This window comes from Agromyces albus (assembly GCF_004134825.1).
Classification (GTDB): domain Bacteria; phylum Actinomycetota; class Actinomycetes; order Actinomycetales; family Microbacteriaceae; genus Agromyces; species Agromyces albus.
On record NZ_SDPN01000001.1, the window covers coordinates 169,604 to 188,327 of the forward strand.

The following is an 18,724-nucleotide window of genomic DNA, read 5'->3' on the forward strand; positions in this document are numbered from 1 at the left end:
TCGCGCTACAGTCGGTTCCGTCGTGTTCACCCAAACATGACGACGCGCCCGATGACGCGCCTCCGCCCCCCACGGAGAAGACATGCCCAATATCGTGCTGTGCCCCCAACCCGTTGAATCACGCCTGACCTCGCCGCCCGGCGCGCCCGTGTCAAGACGACGGGCGGTCGAGCGATGAACGTCGCCGCGCCCCACCGTCGCGGCCTCACCGCGGTGATCGCGGCCGCCGCGGCGCTCCTCGTCGGCGGCATCATCGCGGGCTCGTCGTTCCTCGATCGGCTGATGACCCTGCTGCCACCGGTGCCCGGTGCTCGTGCGGCCGCCGGCTTCGTCGCGATCGTGGCGATCGGCGCGTTCGTCTGGCTGTTCGTGCACCTCAGCGATCTTGCCCGCGCCCGTTCTCGACGAGCGGCGCTCGAGCAGACGATGCGCGGCGAGGTGAGCTGCGGCATCCGGAGCCGGATGCTCGTGCGCAGCCTCAACGAGCTTCTGCCCGAAGGGTCGCGCGAAGTGCAGCTGGCGCGACGCTATTCGATCGTCGTCGACCCCTCCGGCATCTCGTTCTGGAACGGCGGCCGCCGGCCGCGGCGCGCGATCCATTTCCCCTGGCGCGAGGTTCGCAACATCCGCAGCGACACGATCGTGGTGGGCACCTCACTGGTGCCGGTGCTCGTGATGCGGGTGCGCCGCGGCGGCACGAGCGTCGAGTTGCCGATCATGCTCGGCACCGAACGCCCGGGTTCGTTCGCGCTCAGCGAGGCCCCGTTCTACGCGGTCGTGCGCAGCTGGAAAGCCAAGCACCGCGACGCGCTGAGGGCAGAGGGCCTCGACCTGAGCCCCACGACGGCGCCGACCTCGCTGGGTCGGTCGAGGTCGCAACTGGCGCTGCGCTGAGCTGCGCGACATCCGCTCGATACACCCGATGACGCCCCACGGCAAAAGCGGATTCGACGGCGGGTAGAATCTTCTCGTGCTCATCTGCCTCACCGCGAGTCACAAGAACGCCGGGTTCGACACACTCGAGCGTCTTTCGGCGAACGCGGAACACGCCGCGCCGCGCATCCTCGCGGTCGACGATGCGGTTCAGGGCGCCGTTGTCGTGGCCACGTGCAATCGCTTCGAGGCCTACCTCGACCTCGACGCGCCTGAGGGCTCGTCGCCGGTTCCGGTCGTGCACGAAGCGATCCGCGCGGTGGGCACTGCTGCCGGCCTCGAACCCGATGAGCTGCGCACGACCTTCGGCTTCGTGCATGGCAACGCCGTGGCCGGCCACCTGTTCGCCGTGGCATCCGGGCTCGAATCCGTCGTCATCGGCGAGGGCGAGATCGCCGGCCAGGTGCGCCGTTCGCGCGAACGCGCCCGCGCCGAGGGCACGACGACCCCCGATCTCGAGCGTCTCTTCCAGCGCGCCTCGCAGACCTCGCGCCGCGTCAAGAACCAGACCGGCATCGGCGGCGCAGGCCGCTCGCTCGTGCGCCTCGCCCTCGACCTCGCCGAGAGCCGCGTTCCCGACTGGGCCGAGGCCCGGGTGCTGCTCGTCGGCACCGGCCGCTACGCCGGCGCGTCGCTCGCGGCACTGCGCGAGCGCGGGGCGACCGACGTGCGCGTGTACTCCCCTTCGGGCCGCGCGGGCAAGTTCGCGACCAGCCACGCGATCGCCGCCGTCACCAAGGCCGACTACGCGGTCGCCGCGGCGAGCGCCGACGTCATCGTCACGTGCACCACGGTCGAGCACCACGTGGTCGACAAGGCGGTGCTCACCGAGGGGCGCGCCGTGCTCGCGGCATCCGCTTCCGACGGCCTCAAGCCCGGCGCCCGCCAGCTCATCGTCGATCTGGGCCTGCCCCGCAACGTCGCCCCCGACGTGGCCGAGGTGCCCGGCGTCGACCTGCTCGACCTCGAGACCATTCGCATCCACGCTCCGCTCGAAGAGCTCGGAGCCACGGATGCCGCGCGCGAGATCGTCGGCCGCGCCGCCCGCACGTTCGGCGAGTCGCGCGAAGAGCTCGACGTCGCCCCAGCGGTGGTCGCCCTGCGCAAGCACGTGTTCGGAATCCTCGAAGACGAGATCGAGCGCGCTCGCGCCCGTGGCGACGAAGACGGCCGCACCGAGGCCGCGCTCCGCCACCTCGCCGGCGTGCTGCTGCACACCCCGATGGTGCGCTCTCGCGAGCACGCGCGCGCCGGCGAGCAGCGCGCGTGGGTCGATGGTGTCGCGGCGGTCTTCGGAGTGACCCCGGATGCTGCGGTGTCCGAGGTTTCGCGGCCGCAGTCGGCGACCGGGGCGGCCGACGCGTCCTGACGCTCGCCCCGCCGCGAGATCGTTTCGCCGCGGCATCCGCTCGTGGACTCAGTAGATTTGTAAACGTGTACGAGACAGCGGGCCCCGCCGTGGATGATGAGCGCACGAACCTCGCGGCTGCCGACGGGCCGCCCGCCCTCGCCGTGCCGTACGACGCGACGCATCTCGGCGCGAAGCCGCTTCGCACCGAGCGCATGGTGCTCCGACCGCTCCTGCCGACCGACGCCGACGATGTCTACGAGTACCAGCGACTGCCCGAGGTGCTGCGGTTCATCCCGTGGCCGGAGCGTGACCGCGAAGAGGGCCGCCAGCACACCGAGAAGCGCGCCGCCTGGCGCACGATCGCCGACGACGATGACGCGCTGATCTTCGCGATGGTGCTCGTGGGTGAGCCATCGGTTTCGTTCTCGCGCGAAGGCGTCAGGGGCGACCGCGTCATCGGCGACCTGATGGTGCGCGTGTCGAGTGCGGAGCATGCGCAGGTCGAGATCGGATGGGTGCTCCATCCCGCCTTCCAGGGCCGCGGCCTTGCGTTCGAGGGCGCGCGCGAGGTGTTGCGATTCGCGTTCGAGTCGCTCAACGCCCACCGCGTGCAGGCCCTGCTCGCATCACGCAACCTCGCTTCGGCGGCACTCTGCGAGCGCCTCGGAATGCGTCGCGAGGGAACGATGGTCGAAGAGGAGTACCACTACGGCGAGTGGGAGGACACCGCGGTCTACGGCATCCTGCGGCGCGAGTGGGCCGCCGCCGCCGACAGCGCAACCGCCGCACGACTCAGTTGAACCCGAGGAACTCCTCGAGCCGCGCGATCGGCTCGTACCAGCCGAGATCGAGGATGAGGGCCTGCAGTTGCTTGTCGAGGCCCGCGACGACCGCGACGCCGACGAGGATGAACACGACGCCGATGGTGCGCCGGAACCATCCGTTGGGGTTCGCGAGCCAGCCGAGCCGCCGCACGAAGGCGCGCCCGAGGAGCGCGATGAGCAGCAGCATCCCGGCGAGGCCGACCGCGTAGGCCACGACGTAGCCGAGCCCTTCGCCGAACGAGACGGGCAGCACCGCCGCGACGATGAGGGCGTAGGTGGGGCTGCAGCTGCTGAACACCGGCCCGAGCGCCGCGCCGGTGAGAATGTCGCCGGCCACGCTCTGCCGCCGCACCGATCGATCGAGCATCTCGCCGCTGCGCGACTGCAGGCGGAGCGCGCTCGAGAGTCGATCCCAGAGGACGGGGAAGATCAGGTCGACGCCGAGCAGGATGATGATGCCGCCGGCGATCACCTGCCAGACCTGCGGGGGAATGCCGAGCAACGCGGTCGTCGCCTTCAGCAGCAGGGTGAAGACCACGACGCTCACCGCGAGCGAGCCCGCGATGACGAAGGGACGCCATTGGGCACGCCGTTCGTCGCCGTCGCGCACGATCGAGCCGCCGATGATCACGGGCAGGAGCGGCAGCACGCACGGGGCGGCGACCGTCAGCACGCCGGCGGCGAGGGCGAGGAAGAGCGAGGCGGTCATGGGCCCGCGGCGACGAGCGAGGCGACCGACGGCTCGTCGTAGATCACGGCGCTCGAGAGCATCTCGCCGGCGTCGTCGACGTAGACGACGGTCGTCTGCAGGGTGACGCCGTAGCGCTGGCGCAACTCGGTCATGCTGTCGTAGTCGACCTTGATGACGGTGAGCCCGTCGGGCACGCCCTGGGTGCGCAGCTCCTCGTCGAGGGCGCGGCACTGCGGGCACCAGCTCGCGTGGAAGAACAGCGCCTTCTGGCCGGGGGTCGTCGCGATGACGTCGTCGGTGTAGTCGACGTAGGCGCCCGGGGCATCCGCCGCCGGTTCCTCGGTCGGCTCCTCGGTCGGCTCAGCGGTGGGCTCGTCGGTCATCGGCTCGTCGGTCATCGGCGATTCCGTCATCGGCGCCGTGGTGGCGGGCGCCTCGGTGCCGCCCGCACACCCTGCGAGCGTGAATGCGGCGAGCGCGATCGCGATCATCGCACCGGTCGTTCGTGCCTGCTGCAGCATCTCCGCCTCGATTCGCGAGTCACTGCGACTCTGCTCCTCTCACGCTAACCAAGCGTGCGTGCGCAGACCCGGCGCAGACCTTACGGAATGCGGACGGGATGGAGCACGACGGCGCAGCGAACGCTACGCGCCGACGAGTCGCGACGCGAGGTATCCCTGCAGCTCGGCGAGCGGCACGCGCTCCTGCTGCATGGAGTCGCGGTCGCGCACCGTCACCGCGTTGTCATCGAGCGAGTCGAAGTCGACGGTGATGCAGAACGGCGTGCCGATCTCGTCTTGACGACGGTAGCGGCGTCCGATGGCGCCCGCATCGTCGAAGTCGACGTTCCAGTTCTGCCGAAGGGATGCCGCGACCTCGCGAGCGAGCGGCGAGAGCCGTTCGTTGCGCGACAGCGGGAGCACCGCGGCCTTCACCGGAGCGAGGCGCGGGTCGAGGCGGAGCACCGTGCGGGTGTCGACGCCGCCCTTCGCGTTCGGCACCTCTTCGACGTCGTAGGCGTCGATGAGGAAAGCCATGAGCGCTCGAGTGAGGCCGAACGCGGGCTCGATGACGTAGGGGGTCCAACGCTCGTTCTTCGACTGGTCGAAGTAGGAGAGGTCTTTGCCCGAGTGCTTCGAGTGGGTGGAGAGGTCGAAGTCGGTGCGGTTCGCGACGCCCATGAGCTCGCCCCACTCGCCGCCGGTGAACCCGAAGCGGTACTCGATGTCGATCGTGCGCTTCGAGTAGTGCGACAGCTTGTCTTTCGGGTGTTCGAAGTAGCGGATGTTGTCGGGCTTGAGGCCGAGGCCCGTGAACCAGTCCCAGCAGTGCTGGATCCAGTAGTCGAACCACTCCTCGTCGGTGCCGGGCTCGACGAAGTACTCCATCTCCATCTGCTCGAACTCGCGCGTGCGGAAGATGAAGTTGCCGGGCGTGATCTCGTTGCGGAAGGACTTGCCGATCTGGCCGATGCCGAACGGCGGCTTCATGCGCGCCGTCTGCAGCACGTTCGCGAAGTTCACGAAGATGCCCTGCGCCGTCTCGGGGCGGAGGTAGTGCAGGCCGGCCTCGTCTTCGACCGGGCCGAGGTAGGTCTTCAAGAGGCCCGAGAATGCGCGCGGCTCGGTCCACTGGCCGCGCGTGCCGCAGTTCGCGCACGCGATCTCGGCGAGGCCGCCGACGGGCTCGCGGCCCTTCTTCTCCTCGAACTCCTCGATGAGGTGGTCTTCGCGGTAGCGCTTGTGGCATTGCAGGCACTCGACGAGCGGGTCGCTGAAGACCTCGACGTGACCGGATGCCTCCCACACCTGCCGAGGCAGGATGACGCTCGAGTCGAGCCCCACGATGTCGTCACGGCTCTGCACCATGTAGCGCCACCACTGACGCTTGATGTTCTCCTTGAGCTCCACGCCGAGGGGCCCGTAGTCCCACGCCGAGCGGGATCCGCCGTAGATCTCGCCGGCTTGGAAGACGAAGCCCCGGTGCTGGGCGAGGGTGATGACAGAATCGAGACGGCTGGGTGCGGCCACGGTGGCTCCAATGGTCCTGGGGGGAATCGGGCGAGGGCCCGGAAACGTACGGAGTCCATCTTATGGGCGGGCGCGAGCACCGCCGTGTCCCCCCGACTCGGGGCATCCGGTTCATAGGCCGCGGCCCGTGCGAGCACTACGCTGGCGTCATCGTCACTCCTTGGGGCGAGGGGGCGCACTGTGTGGGATTTCCTGCTCGACGTGAACGTGATCGACGGTCCGTTCATCGTGGTCATGTACGGGCTGAGCGCGCTCGTGGCGATCTACCTGCTCGGCCGCGAGGCATCCGTATCCTGGGGGCTCACGGCGATCGTGCTGATCATCGTCGGCGCGATGGTCGGCGCGGGCGTGCTGTGGGCCGCGGTATACGTGCTCAACTGGTTCGGCGGGCCCGTGACGGATGCCGCGTGGTTCTGGGTTCCAGCGGTGTTCGCCGGCGTCTTTCTCGCGATCTGGAACCTGTGGTTCACCCGGTGGTGGCGCAAGCTCGTCGCGATGCTCGCGATCCCGATCTTCGCGCTGACCGCCGTGTTCGGCATCAACGCGGCATACGGACTGAACACGACGCTCGGGGCGATGATCGATGCCTCCACTCTCCGCTCGATCGATCCGGAAGCCCCGGACCCGGCCGTGGCCGACCCTGTCGACCCCCTCTACCTCACGTGGCTCGCGCCGGAGGGGATGCCGGCCAAGGGCGAGATCGGGACCGTCGCGGGCGGGATCCCGAACACGAACTCGGGGTTCCCCGCCCGGGCGGCGCAGCTCTACCTGCCGCCGGCAGCCCTGGTCGACGACGCCCCCCGGCTGCCCCTCGTGATCATGATGATGGGCCAGCCGGGCGGTCCCGACGCGACCTTCATCGCCTCGGTGCTCGACGAATACGCCGCGCAGCACAACGGCCTCGCGCCGATCGCCCTCGTCGTCGACCAACTCGGCGACCCGACCGAGGACCCGCTGTGCCTCAACACGGATCGCGGCAACGCCGAGACCTACGTGATGGGCGACGTGGTGCCCTGGGCGATCCAGGAGCTGAACGTGCTGCGAGGGCGCCAGTTCTGGACGGTCGCGGGCTACTCCAACGGCGGCCAGTGCGCGGCGTACTTCGGCTCGAAGTACTTCGAGACCTTCGGCAACATCCTCGCGATCTCCCCCGAGGAATTCGCCGGCGCCGAGCACGCCGACGAGGTGCTCGACACGATCTTCGGTGGCGACCAGGCGGCCTACGACTTCGTGAAGACGACGAGCATCATGGCGGCGAAGGCACCGTATCCCGACACGACGGCGATCTTCACGGTCGGTGCGAATGACGAGGGCTTCGGCCCCGGAACACAGCGGCTGGCGGATGCCGCGGCGCTGGCCGGCATGCGCACGACCTACTTCGCCGTGCCGGATGCCGACCATGGCGTGAGCGGCTTGAACGGCGGCCTGCAGAAGGGCTTCGAGGTGCTCTACCCGCGGCTCGGACTCGCAGCACCTCCACCGGCTTAGGAGTGCACGCATGAGCGACACCGATCGCGTCGCGGAGTCGGCGGGCGGCCCGGCCGAGGCCGATGTCGAGCCCGCCGGCCGGCTCCGCTCGACCGCGTCGGCGATCGCCGGATTCGCGAAGCGGGTTCCGTTCAGCCTCACCTTCGCGGTGCTCCTCGTCGCCACGGCGGTGACCACGGGTTCGATCTTCGGCGCCGCGAGCGCGAACACCGAGTCGACCTGGGCAGCCGGTGTCGGCACGACGATCGAGCGCGGGCACTGGTGGAGCGTGCTCACAGCGCTCGCCATCCCCGAGGATCCGTTCCAGCTCGTGGCCGGCGTGGTGCTCGCGGCGACCCTGCTCGGCATCGCCGAGCTCCGGCTCGGCACCGCGCGGGCGATCCTCGCGTTCATGGTCACGGGCGTCATCGGCGTGACCATCGGCGTGCTGCTGCAGTGGATCGGCAGCCTCGCCGGCGAATGGTGGGCGACGGGCACCTCGGTCGACCTCACGCTCGATCCGCTGACGGGCATCGTCGGCGCGCTCATCACCGCCACGGCGTTCATGACGGCGCTCTGGCGCCGACGCATCCGTATCGTCGCCTTCGCCTTCGTGCTCGTGTTCGTGCTCTACGACGGTGACTCCTCGAACGTCTACCGGCTGATTGCGGGCCTCGCCGGACTCGCGCTCGGCGCGGTGCTCGCCCGCAGTCCGTCGCCGCTGGCACCTCGCCGCAGCTCGCACCGGGAGACGCGCACCCTCATCGCGACGGCGGTGGCGATCACGGCGATCGGCCCGATCGTGTCACTCATCAACGGCGAGGAGCTCACGCCGTTCGCGTTCTCGGCGAGCCTCTTCGGCGCCGACGTGCCCGACTCCGACGCCGTGCTCGCCGAGTGCGCGAGCGTCGCCTCCGCGTTCTGCGACCGGCAGCTCGCACTGCTGAGCGCGCAGGGGCCCGGCGTCATCCTGCTCTCGTTCCTGCCGCTCGTGCTCCTGCTGCTCGCGGCGTGGGGGCTGCGGAACGGCCGGCGCTTCGCGCTCATGCTCGCCGTCGCGGTGAACATCGCGCTCGCCCTGCTGGCGTGGTTCTCGTTCGACCTCGCGGCGACGATCGCCGACGGCGAGGAGTGGACCGGCTTCGACGTCGGCGAGCTCATCGTCTGGACGGTCGCCGCCGTGCTGCTGCCGGTCGTCATGGCGTTGGTGCTGCTCGTGTTCCGGCGGCAGTTCGCCATTCGTGCCCCGAACCGCGCCGTTGCGCGCTTCACGAGCGTGGTGGCCGGCTCGTTCGTGGTGCTCGCCGGCGCGTATCTCATCACCGCGCTCGTGACGATCGAGGAGTTCGTTCCGGATGCCACGCCGCTCGACGTGCTCATCGACACCGTCAAGCGGTTCGTGCCGGTGCACTTCGTGGCCGCGTTCGACCCGATCGTCGTGCCCGTGCACGACGTCACGTTCGTGCTGTACCAGCTCGTCGGGCCGCTGTTCTGGGCGATCTTCGTGATCGCCGCCGTGCCCTTCCTGTCGGCGACGGCCGATCGCTCGCATGCGCGCGACCGCGCCCGCGTGCTCGCGAACCTGCAGCGCGGCGGCGGCGGTTCGCTCGGCTTCATGGCGACCTGGCCGGGCAACGACTACTGGTTCAGCGACGACGAGCAGGCCACGGTGGCCTACCGCGTGGTGAACGGCATCGCGATCACGATGTCCGACCCGATCTGCCCCGAGGGGCGCGATGCGCAGACGATCCGCGAGTTCGCAGCGTTCTGCGACCGCAACAGCTGGGTGCCCGTGTTCTACAGCGTGCACGACCGCTACCTGCCGGTGTTCGAGGCGCTCGGCTGGCAGCACATGCCGGTCGGCGAGGAGACCGTGGTGGCGACGACCGGTCTCGAGCTCACGGGCAAGCCGTGGCAGAAGGTGCGGCAAGCGCTCAACCGCGGCATCAAGGAGGGCCTCACGACAGTGTGGACGACGTGGGACGAGCTCCCGATCGCGACGGTCGCCGAGATCAACGCGATCTCGGAGGAGTGGGTCGCCGAGAAGGAGCTGCCCGAGATGGGCTTCACGCTCGGCGGCATGGAGGAGCTGAAAGACCCCGAGGTGCGGCTCATGCTCGCGGTCGGCCCCGACGGGCGACCGCAGGCCGTGACGAGCTGGCTGCCGACGTACCGCGAGGGCGTGCCGATCGGCTGGACGATCGACTTCATGCGCCGAGCCGACGGCTCGATGAACGGCGTGATGGAGTTCCTCATCGCCTCGGCGGCGCTGCACATGAAAGAGGAGGGCGCCGAGTTCCTGAGCCTCTCGGGCGCTCCGCTCGCGACGAAGCCGCTCGCTCCCGGCGAGGAGCCGCCGCCCGCGACGGTGATGACCCGCTTGCTCGACTGGCTCGGCAAGACCCTCGAGCCCGCCTACGGCTTCACGTCCCTCTTCCGCTTCAAGGCCAAGTTCAATCCCGAGTACCACACCATCTCGATGGCCTATCCCGATCCGCTCGCCCTGCCCGCGATCGGCGTCGCGATCGGCCGCGCGTACCTCCCCGAGGTGTCGCCGAGAGAGGCAGTCGCGCTCGTGCGCACCCTCACCAGGTAGCGGCTGCGGGCCCCCCAGTCAGGGAATGGTCGTGGCGGAGAGGTCGTCGTAGCTGACGATGACGGGGCCGTTCGTCGCCGACGAGCTCAGGTACGTGCTGAAGCGCAGGCTCCCCGGACTCTGCAGGGCCGCCGTGGCATCCGTCGCCGTGAACTGCCACGCCGACGGCTCAGTCGCACTCGCCAACCACGCCCGGGCGCGGATCGTGGTGGGGTTGGTGCCCTCGACCTGCACCCGCAGCCGCACCTGCGTGCCCGCAGCCACGGTGATCCCCGACAACGTGCCGCCCGACAGGGCCGTGCTGTCACGCACGACGTGCAACACCACCGAGCCGTTCGGGTTCACCCGTACACGTGCGCCGTACAACGACGCGCCCACCGCCCGCCCGGCGACGGTCGCATTGAGCACCTGGTTCGGAAGCTTGTCCACCGCGAGGCTCGTCTGCACATCGATCGCCGACGACGAAACCTGGCCCAGCGACGCATTGAGCGTCGACCCCGCATTCGCCGAGACCCGGCCCGCGCCGCCCGAGACCGAGAACTTCGTCGTCGAGTTCACCGACCAGGGCCCACCGGTCTCGGCCGAACCCCACCCCGACGCCACCGTTCGACCGAACGCATCGGCCGCCAGCACGCCTGCCACCGGCGGCTGCGACACCGTCACCGACTGGGTGACGCTGTGCGAGGCGCCGTCGTCGTCGGTCACGGTCAGGGAGACCGGGTAGGTACCCGCGGCGGAGTAGGTGTGCGATGCGGTGATCCCAGTCCCACCGGACTGGCCGCCGAAGTCCCACGACCTCGACACGATGGTGCCGTCCGAGTCCGTCGACGACGACGAGTTCGCGTTCACGGTCAGCCCGTCGGCCGACCACGTGAAGGCGGCCGTCGGCGGCACGTTCGCCGGCGGTGGCGGTGGCGGCGGCCCGCCGATGGTAGTGGCGGTGAGGTCGTCGTAGCTGACCACGACCGGGCCATTCGTCGCCGACGAGCTCAGATACGTGCTCAAGCGCAGGCTCCCCGGACCCTGCAGGGCCGCGGTCGTGTCGGCCGCGGTGAACTGCCACGCCGACGGCTCGCTCGTGCCGACCCGCCACGCTCGGGCACGGATCGCCGTGGGGTTGGTACCCACGACCTGCACCCGCACCCGCATCTGCGTGCCCGCGGCCACCGTCACGCCCGCCAACGTACCGCCCGACAAGGCGGTGGCGTCGCGCACGATGTGCAGCTGCACCGAGCCGTTCGGGTTCACCCGCAGTCGGGCGCCGTAGAGCGACGCGCCGACCACGCGCCCCGCGACGGTCGCATTGAGCAACTGGTTCGGAACCTTGTCGACCGCGACGCTCGCGTGCGCGTCGATCGCCGACGACGACACCTGACCGAGAGACGCATTCAGCGTCGACCCCGCATTGGCCGCGACCCGCCCAACGCCGCTCGCGACCGAGAACTTGGTCGTCGAGTTCACCGACCAGGGCCCACCGGTCTCGGCCGAACCCCACCCCGACGCCACGGTGCGACCGAACGCATCCGCTGCCAGCACGCCTGCCGGCGGCGGCTCCGACACCGTCACCGACCAGGTCGGACCGCGCGTCACGCTCGTGCCATCGTTCACAGTCGCATACCAATCGAAGACGGTCCCGGGGGCGAGCTCCGGAAGTGGAACGGAGCCGGACGCGCCCGAAGCCACCGTCTGCACGCCCAGTTGCGGCAGGGCGGGCGGCGCCGCCATCTCATAGGCCACGGCGAAGGAACTGTCGGCGTCTGTCTCGTACTGGTTGAGCCACGGCGAGTAGGTCGTCGCCCGGATCTCGTTGGCGGCGGGGGTGAACGTGTAGTAGCGCAGCCAACCGTCGCCGCCGTTCGGCCTCCCCTGGAAGTCCGAGAGGGCTGCGTGCACAGGCTTGCCGCACGCGTTCGGATCGGTGCGGTTCGCCTCACCGTCGAGTCCCTGCGTGAAGTGCCCGTTGACCACGAGGAAGATGTTGCAGTTGGGATAGACGAGCTTCTGCCAGATCGCGGCACCGCTGTTGCCCGGGACATCCGTGCGCTGCACTTGTGCGCTGTGCTCCCCGGCGACGTTCACATACGCGTGCGTGGCGACGATCGCCCGCCGTGCCGGGTGGGCATCGAGCACGCGTTGCGCCCACGCCAGCACCCCGTCGGGGGCGTTGAGCTCGATGTTCACGAGAAGGAAGTCCAGTCCTCCTGCCGTGAACAGCGCGTAGTTGTTCATGTTCTGCCGGTCGGCGGCGTCGACCCCGAACTGGTTCTGCCCGTAGTACCCGCCATACGACGCGGCGGGTGAGTTCCAGGACGCATCGCGGTAGCGGCTCACGGGGAGGTACTGGTTGTACTTGCTGAAGTCGCCTGTGGTGAGGTCGAAGTCGTGGTTGCCCGGGAGCACGGAGTTCGGCACCCCGCCGGCGTCCATGATCGCGAGGTTGTCCGACGCGCGCACCCAATCCTCGTCTGACGTGTGGTTGTCGACGATGTCGCCCACGCCCGCGACGAACGCCATGTCGAGGGCGTTGCGCTGGGCGACGATCCACTGCATCTGCGCCGTCATGACATGGTTGAAGGTCGGCTCGATGACGTAGTTCTGCGTATCAGGGAGCACGACGAACGTGAAGGGGTCGCCGACACCCGGAGGCGGAGTGGCTGGACGCGGCGCTCCGTGGAACGCGACCTGCAGCGAGGCGTCGTCGGGGTCGCTCACCTGGACGGTGAGCGGTGTTCCGGACGGTGCGGTCGCCCCGTTGGCCGGCGAGACGAGCACTGGCGCCGCCGGTGGGGCACCCGCCGCGAATGCCGCGGTCGGGATCGATGCCGCACCGATGGCGAGCACGAGCGCGGCTGTGATCGCAGTGGCGCGGATGCGCATGATCGAGCGGGTTCGCATCGAGTAACCTCCAGAGGGAGATACGACGCTGGGTGACTGGAGCCTATCACCGAAGCACCCCTGTTCGTGAGGATTCGTCATGTTCGCCTGCCCCCCGTTGTGGGCGCCGGATCGTGTCTCGATGCTCACTTAGGGTGGAACGGATGCCGCACCTGCCCGACCTCCTCGTCGCCGCGATCGCCCTCGTGCGCGAGCGCCGCGTGCTCATGGTCACCGCTCGCGACCGCGACGTCTACTACATGCCCGGCGGCAAGATCGACGACGGCGAGAGCGCAGCGGATGCCGCGGCACGCGAAGCCCGCGAAGAGGTCGCCCTCGACCTCGACCCGAGCTCGCTCCACGAGCTCTTCGAGGTCGTCGTGCAGGCCCACGGCGAGCCCCATGGCCGGCTCGTGCGCATGCGGGTGTTCCGAGCCGAGACGGATGCCGCGCCAGCAGCCTCGGCCGAGGTCGGCAGCGTGCACTGGGTGACCACGGCCGACGCGCACCGCTGCCCGCCGGCGGGAGCCGAGGTACTCGCCCGGCTCGCGGCATCCGGCGTCATCGACTGACTCGGCCGAAGCGGAACCGAGCGCAGCTGCGCGCGTCAGCCCGGCAGCACACCCAGACCGTCGACGACGGGGATGGCCGCGAGCAGGCGCTGCGTGTACGGATGCTCCGGCGCCGACCAGACCCGGTCGACCGGCCCGCGCTCGACGATGCGACCCGCGCTCATCACGGCGACGTCGTCCGCGATCACCCGCACGACCGAGAGGTCGTGGCTGATGAACAACAGGGCCGCGCCCGTCTCGACGGCGAGGTTGCGCATGAGGATCGCGATGCGGGCCTGCAGCGACGCATCGAGTGACGCGATCGGCTCGTCGCCGATGAGCAGCTCGGGGCCGGCCGCGATGGCGCGAGCGATCGCGACCCGCTGGCGCTGGCCGCCCGAGAACTGGTGCGGGAACCTCGAGCGGCTCGCCGGGTCGAGCTCGACGTGCTCGAGCAGGTCGGGCACGCTCCACGCGTCGCGGTCGGGATTCACCCGCAGTCCGTCCTCGATCTGGCTGCCGATCGTTCGCCGCGGGTTGAGCGAGGCGAACGGGTTCTGGAACACCATCTGGATCCGCATGAGCGCGGGGTCGCGCTTCCGCAGGCCGAGCTTGCCGACGGGCCGGCCGTTGAACGAGATCGAGCCACTCGAAGCGGGCTCGAGGCCGCACACCGCCCGCGCGAGCGTCGACTTGCCGCATCCGGATTCGCCCACGAGCCCGAGCACCTGGCGTGGTTCGAGGTCGAAGCTCACGCTGTCGACCGCCTTGAGCGAGCCGCGACCGGGCAGTTTGTACGAGACCTCGAGGTCGTCGAGCTTCAAGAGGGTCATGATTCGGTCCCGTCGCTCGAGCGCGCGCCGGATTCAGGCAGTGCGTCGATGAGTGCCTTCGTGTACGGATGTCTCGGCGCGGTGATGACCTCGTACCGATCGCCGTGCTCGACGATCTCGCCCATGCGCATCACCGCGATCGTGTCGGCGAGCGCCGACATCACCCCGAGGTCGTGCGTCACGAGGATGATCGCGATGCCGAGCTCGTCGCACAGCTTTCGCAAGAGACGGAGGATGCCGGCCTGCACGGTGACGTCGAGCGCGGTGGTCGGTTCGTCGGCGATGAGCACCGACGGCTCGCACATGAGCGCCGACGCGATGGCGATGCGCTGCAGCTGGCCGCCCGAGAACTGGTGCGGATACTTCCGCAGTGCAGCCTCGGGGTGCGGCACGGCGACGAGTCCGAGCATCTCGAGCGCGCGTTCGCGCCCAGCCCGCTTCGACGCACCGGTGTGATGGCGGTAGTGGTCGACGAGCTGCGCCTCGATCGTGAGCATCGGGTGCAGGCTCGCCGAGGGGTCCTGGAAGATCATGGCGATCTTCGCTCCGCGGAAGCGGTTCATGCTGCGCTGCTTGAGGCCGATGAGCTCGGTGTCCTCGAAGCGGATGCTGCCGCCGAGGTCGGCGCCGGCCGGGAGCAGTCCGCACACGGCCAGGCCCGTCATGGTCTTGCCCGAGCCCGACTCGCCCGCGAGACCCGTGATCTTCCCGGCGGGCACGTCGAGGTCGATGCCTCGCAGGATCTCCTTGCGCGCCTCGCCGCGGCCGAAGCTCAGGGTGAGACCCGAGATGACGACGCCGCCGCGGGGCGCGCCGCCCGGGTCGGTCGCCTCGAGTCGGTTCGTTGTGCCCACCGTGTTGTCGCTCACAGTGCCCTCCCCTGCACGGCCTCTTGCGACCGCGGATCGAGGGCGTCGCGGAGGGCGTCGCCGAGGAAGTTGAAGGCGAGCACCACCGTGAGAATGGCGAGGCCCGGGAATGCCGCGATCCACCACGACGAGAACTGCTGCACGCCGTCGGCGACCATCGAACCCCAGTCGGGCGTGGGCGGCACCGCGCCGAGGCCGAGGAACGACAGCCCGGAGAGCAGGAGGATCGCCGTTCCGACGTCGAGCGTCGCGAGCACGACGACGGGCGAGATGACATTCGGCAGGATGTCCTTGCCGAGCGACGTGAACGGGCCGTTGCCGAGCAACCGCCCCGCGATCACGTACTCGGCGTTGCGCGCACCCAGCACGAGCGACCGGGTGACGCGGGCATAGGCCGGCCACGACACGATGAGCATCGCGATGACGGCATTCGTCAGGCTCGGGCCGAGCGCCGCCGCGATCACCATCGCGAGGATGATCGTCGGGAACGCGAACACGAGGTCGGCGATCCGCATGATCATCTCGTCGATCGCCTTGCCGAAGTAGCCCGCGATCGCCCCGAGCACCGAGCCGATGAGCATCGCGAACACGACGAGCATGAGAGCGAGCGGGATCGACACCTGCGCACCCGAGACGACGCGCGACAGCACGTCACGACCGACCTGGTCGGTGCCGAACCAGTGCTCGGCGCCCGGAGCCTGCAGCCGCTCGAAGTCTTGGGCGAGCGGATCGTATGGACTGATCGACGGCGCGAGCAGCGCGATGACCAGCCAGAACACCACGATGGCCCCACCCGTGATGGCGAGCGGCGTGCGGAGCTGCTTCGAGATGCGCAGCCGACCCTTGCGACGGGTCTGGACGGCGAGCACGTCGGTCATGCCACGTTCGGTCATGCCACCCTCACCCTCGGGTCGATGAAGCCGTAGAGCACGTCGACCAGGAAGTTCAACCCGATGTAGACGCATCCGACGACGAGGCCGACGCCCATGATGGCGGGCAGGTCGAGCTTGGTGGCAGCCGAGTAGGCGTACTCACCCAGCCCGTGCCAGGAGTAGACCTTCTCGACGAGCACCGTGCCCGAGAGCAGCGAGCCGAACGCGACGCCGAGCACCGTGATGATCGGCACGAGCGCGCCGCGCAGCACGTACCGGCTGACGACCACGCGGCCCGGGAGCCCCTTGGCGCGGGCGGCACGCACGTAGTCGAGGTCGAGCACCTCGAGGATGGCCGACCTCGCGAAGCGCGTGAGGAGGCCGATCGTGTAGAGCGCTAGCACCGCGGCCGGCAGGATCAGGTGCGCGACCGCGTCGCCGAACGTGGCCCACTGGCCCGCGAGCAGGGAGTCGACGGTGTACATGCCGGTCACCTTCGGCGGCGGGATCGCCGCGGGCGAGAGCCGTCCGGAGCCCGGGAACCAGCGCAATTGCGAGAAGAACACGAAGTAGACGACGAGGGCGAGCCAGAACGACGGCACCGAGATGCCAATGAGGCTCACGACGCGGATCACTTGGTCGGTGATCGTGCGCCGTCGCAGCGCCGCCCACATTCCGAGTCCGACCCCGAGGACGATGGAGATCAGGATGGCGGCGAGCGCGAGCTCCGCGGTCGCCGGGAACGCCTTGCCGAGGTCATCGGCGACGGGCGCACGCGTCTGCTGCGACACCCCCAGGTCGCCCTGGAGGACGTTGCCGAGGTAGGTCACGTATTGCACTGGGAGGGGCTGGTCGAGACCTGCGTTCGCGCGGAACTGCGCCACGATCTCGGGGTTCGCGGCGGCCTGCTCGCCGAGCGCCGCCTGCACCGGATCGGCGGGCACGAGGTTCGTGAGGGTGAACGTGACGAGCGTCACCCCGAAGAGCAGGAGGATCGTCAGGCCCGCCCTGACGCCGAGGTAGCGCGCGAGCGGGTGGATGCCCGCTCGCGCGCCCTGCTTCTCGGGAGCCGCGCTACTCGATTCCGGCAAGATCGACGGTCCAGGTGGGGTTGAGCGGCACCGCGGTGATGCTCGTCGCGGTCACCACGTTCTGCGCCGGCTGGAGCAGCGGGATGAACGGCCCGCTCGCGTTCTGCGCCTTCTGCAGCTCTCCATACGCGGCGGCGCGCGCGTCGGGGTCGGTCGCCGTCACGGCAGCGGTCGCCAGCTCGGTCACCATGGGGTCGGCGCCGGGTGCCCAGCCGGCCCGCAGGCCCACGAGCTCGCCCGGCGTGAAGGCCAGGTAGTTCGACGGGTCGGGGAAGTCGGGACCCCAGTACCAGAGGCCGACCGTCTCCTTGCCGTCGCGGTAGGCGTCGAGCTCGGTGGCGACGGGTGCGGGGGCGAGCGTGATGTTGATGCCCACCTCCTTGAGCTGCGCCTGAACCGACTCCGCGACGCTCTGGAGGGAGAGCCCCTGCACGGTGATGTCGTTCGGGAAGTTCAGCGTGACCTCCTCGCCGGCATAGCCGGACTCGGCGAGCGCCGCCGCTGCCGCGTCGGCGTCGAACTGGTTGCCGTCGGCCGCGTCGAGGGCCCCGTTGAAGATCGACGGGATGAAGCCGCCCGGACGAATGGAGCCCTCACCGGCCAGATCGACGATCTTGTCGTAGTCGATGCCGAGCTTGAACGCCTCGAGGAACTTCGGGTTGCTCGTGATCTCGTTGACCGCGGGGTTCTGGTTCAGGAACAGGAAGATCATGTACCGCGAGGGGTTCGCAATGATCGAGACCTTCGAGGTGTCGAGCTCGGAGACCTGGTCGGGATTGAGGTCCAGCGCCACTTGCGAGTCGCCGGCCTCGACGTTGAGCTTCTGCGTCGGACCCTGCACGTTGCGGAGCACCACTCGCTCGTACGCGGGCTTCGTGCCGGTGTACTCGGGGTTCGCGGTGAACACCACCTGGGATGCCGCGTCGAAGGACTCGAGGATGTAGGGGCCCGAGCCCGCCGACTCGGTGTTGAGGAACGTCTCGGCGTCGTCGTCGGTGGTGGCGCTGCCGCCGTTCTCCTCGACGACCTCCTGGTTGACCACGCCGAGCGCCGGATTCGGCAGGATGAACGGAAGCGCCGGGTTCGGCGACTCGGAGGTCAGCGTAAGCGTCGTCTCGGAGGTCTTCTCGATCGTCACGCCGTCGAGCAGGAACGATGGGTTGCCCTTGAGGCCCTGTACGCGCTGCAGTGAGAACACCGCGTCGTCGACCGTCACATCCGAACCGTCGGAGAACTTGTGGCCCTCGTTCATGGTGAGCGTCACGACCGTGTTGTCGTCGCTGATCTCATAGCTCGCGAGCCCGTCGACGGGCGCCGTGACGTCGTCGCCGTCGAACGTGAGGAGCGTCTCGTAGAGGGCCTTCGCGACGATCCCCCCGGTGGTCTCGTACTCCCGGTTGGGGTCGGCGGTCTTCAGGTCGAACGAGGCATCGACGACGAGCGACGTGCCGGCGGCGGAGTCGGTGGTGGCCGTGGGCGAGCAGGCGCTGAACGCGAGCGAGGCCGCAAGGGCCACGCCGAGGGCAGCCGCGCCGCGCCGGGCTGTGCGGCGGAACGATCGTGACAAGGTGGTGCTCCTTATCTGATTGGAGGGATGAGTGAGAAAGTAGTGTGCGGGCAGATCATTCGTCAATCATCGATGCGGTAACGAAGAAGATCTGTCTCGATTCTGCCGACTGCATGGCATATCCTCTCAATTGGAGTCCTTCCTCACTGCTGCGACTGGACAGATGGAGTCTCGG

The 18,724-nt window shown here is 69.3% G+C and carries 15 protein-coding genes; 6 read left to right on the forward strand and 9 right to left on the reverse strand.

Going from position 1 to position 18,724, the window contains the following annotated elements; translation table 11 throughout:
* Positions 1-174 precede the first annotated feature (174 nt).
* From ESP51_RS00880 to ESP51_RS00890, 3 genes are all read left to right on the forward strand, one after another.
* Positions 175-894: a hypothetical protein gene (locus tag ESP51_RS00880; protein WP_129518989.1), complete on the forward strand. Its 720-nt coding sequence runs from the start codon at positions 175-177 to the stop codon at positions 892-894.
* 76 nt (positions 895-970) lie between these two features.
* Positions 971-2,302, forward strand: a complete 1,332-nt coding sequence (locus tag ESP51_RS00885; protein WP_129518990.1) for a glutamyl-tRNA reductase — start codon at positions 971-973, stop codon at positions 2,300-2,302.
* Positions 2,303-2,367: 65 nt separating this feature from the next.
* Positions 2,368-3,084: a GNAT family N-acetyltransferase gene (locus ESP51_RS00890; protein WP_129518991.1), complete on the forward strand. Its 717-nt coding sequence runs from the start codon at positions 2,368-2,370 to the stop codon at positions 3,082-3,084.
* On the opposite strand, the gene ESP51_RS00895 is transcribed toward ESP51_RS00890, so the two are convergent.
* The 3 genes from ESP51_RS00895 to ESP51_RS00905 form a co-directional block, all read right to left on the reverse strand.
* Complete coding sequence (locus ESP51_RS00895) at positions 3,077-3,817, reverse strand: cytochrome c biogenesis CcdA family protein (protein WP_129518992.1); 741 nt, start codon at positions 3,815-3,817, stop codon at positions 3,077-3,079. The two genes, ESP51_RS00890 and ESP51_RS00895, sit on opposite strands and share 8 nt — an antisense overlap.
* The gene (locus tag ESP51_RS00900) at positions 3,814-4,320 is read right to left on the reverse strand and encodes a thioredoxin family protein (protein WP_129518993.1); all 507 of its coding nucleotides are present in this window, start codon (positions 4,318-4,320) and stop codon (positions 3,814-3,816) included. The genes ESP51_RS00895 and ESP51_RS00900 overlap by 4 nt, the downstream gene beginning before the upstream one ends.
* A gap of 123 nt (positions 4,321-4,443) precedes the next feature.
* A complete protein-coding gene (locus ESP51_RS00905; protein WP_129518994.1) occupies positions 4,444-5,829 on the reverse strand; it encodes a glycine--tRNA ligase in 1,386 nt (461 codons plus the stop codon).
* 180 nt (positions 5,830-6,009) lie between these two features.
* On the opposite strand from ESP51_RS00905, the gene ESP51_RS00910 reads away from it, so the two are divergent.
* Positions 6,010-7,317 carry an alpha/beta hydrolase-fold protein gene (locus ESP51_RS00910; RefSeq protein WP_129518995.1) on the forward strand — a complete coding sequence of 436 codons (1,308 nt, stop codon included), beginning with the start codon at positions 6,010-6,012 and terminating at the stop codon, positions 7,315-7,317.
* 10 nt (positions 7,318-7,327) lie between these two features.
* A complete protein-coding gene (locus ESP51_RS00915; RefSeq protein ID WP_129518996.1) occupies positions 7,328-9,892 on the forward strand; it encodes a bifunctional lysylphosphatidylglycerol flippase/synthetase MprF in 2,565 nt (854 codons plus the stop codon).
* A gap of 18 nt (positions 9,893-9,910) precedes the next feature.
* Here the strand turns inward: ESP51_RS00915 and ESP51_RS00920 are convergent, their stop codons facing one another.
* Positions 9,911-12,787, reverse strand: coding sequence for a PKD domain-containing protein (locus ESP51_RS00920; RefSeq protein ID WP_129518997.1), 2,877 nt, complete (start codon positions 12,785-12,787; stop codon positions 9,911-9,913).
* Positions 12,788-12,930: 143 nt separating this feature from the next.
* Here ESP51_RS00920 and ESP51_RS00925 point away from each other — a divergent pair, with 143 nt between their 5' ends.
* Positions 12,931-13,338 (forward strand): NUDIX hydrolase, encoded by a 408-nt coding sequence (locus ESP51_RS00925; RefSeq protein WP_129518998.1) that lies wholly within the window; start codon positions 12,931-12,933, stop codon positions 13,336-13,338.
* Positions 13,339-13,373: 35 nt separating this feature from the next.
* Here ESP51_RS00925 and ESP51_RS00930 read toward each other — a convergent pair whose 3' ends face one another.
* The 5 genes from ESP51_RS00930 to ESP51_RS00950 are packed head-to-tail and all read right to left on the reverse strand — an operon-like array spanning position 13,374 to position 18,549.
* Positions 13,374-14,150, reverse strand: a complete 777-nt coding sequence (locus ESP51_RS00930; protein ID WP_129518999.1) for an ABC transporter ATP-binding protein — start codon at positions 14,148-14,150, stop codon at positions 13,374-13,376.
* Complete coding sequence (locus ESP51_RS00935; protein ID WP_241842904.1) at positions 14,147-15,019, reverse strand: ABC transporter ATP-binding protein; 873 nt, start codon at positions 15,017-15,019, stop codon at positions 14,147-14,149. Before ESP51_RS00935 ends, ESP51_RS00930 begins: the two co-directional genes overlap by 4 nt.
* On the reverse strand, positions 15,016-15,912 hold the full coding sequence (locus tag ESP51_RS00940; protein WP_206737139.1) for an ABC transporter permease: 897 nt from the start codon (positions 15,910-15,912) through the stop codon (positions 15,016-15,018). Before ESP51_RS00940 ends, ESP51_RS00935 begins: the two co-directional genes overlap by 4 nt.
* Positions 15,909-16,982, reverse strand: a complete 1,074-nt coding sequence (locus ESP51_RS00945; RefSeq protein WP_129519000.1) for an ABC transporter permease — start codon at positions 16,980-16,982, stop codon at positions 15,909-15,911. The genes ESP51_RS00940 and ESP51_RS00945 overlap by 4 nt, the downstream gene beginning before the upstream one ends.
* Entirely contained in the window at positions 16,966-18,549 is a 1,584-nt protein-coding gene (locus ESP51_RS00950) for an ABC transporter substrate-binding protein (protein ID WP_129519001.1), read from the reverse strand. The genes ESP51_RS00945 and ESP51_RS00950 overlap by 17 nt, the downstream gene beginning before the upstream one ends.
* Positions 18,550-18,724 lie beyond the last annotated feature (175 nt).

Excerpts from the sequence above, each read along its gene's own strand:
- ESP51_RS00880 (WP_129518989.1), top strand. The coding sequence starts at position 175 with ATGAACGTCGCCGCGCCCCACCGTCGCGGCCTCACCGCGGTGATCGCG.
- ESP51_RS00895 (WP_129518992.1), bottom strand. The coding sequence starts at position 3,817 with ATGACCGCCTCGCTCTTCCTCGCCCTCGCCGCCGGCGTGCTGACGGTC.
- ESP51_RS00900 (WP_129518993.1), bottom strand. The coding sequence starts at position 4,320 with ATGCTGCAGCAGGCACGAACGACCGGTGCGATGATCGCGATCGCGCTC.
- ESP51_RS00915 (WP_129518996.1), top strand. The coding sequence starts at position 7,328 with ATGAGCGACACCGATCGCGTCGCGGAGTCGGCGGGCGGCCCGGCCGAG.
- ESP51_RS00920 (WP_129518997.1), bottom strand. The coding sequence starts at position 12,787 with ATGCGAACCCGCTCGATCATGCGCATCCGCGCCACTGCGATCACAGCC.
- ESP51_RS00925 (WP_129518998.1), top strand. The coding sequence starts at position 12,931 with ATGCCGCACCTGCCCGACCTCCTCGTCGCCGCGATCGCCCTCGTGCGC.
- ESP51_RS00930 (WP_129518999.1), bottom strand. The coding sequence starts at position 14,150 with ATGACCCTCTTGAAGCTCGACGACCTCGAGGTCTCGTACAAACTGCCC.
- ESP51_RS00940 (WP_206737139.1), bottom strand. The coding sequence starts at position 15,912 with ATGACCGAACGTGGCATGACCGACGTGCTCGCCGTCCAGACCCGTCGC.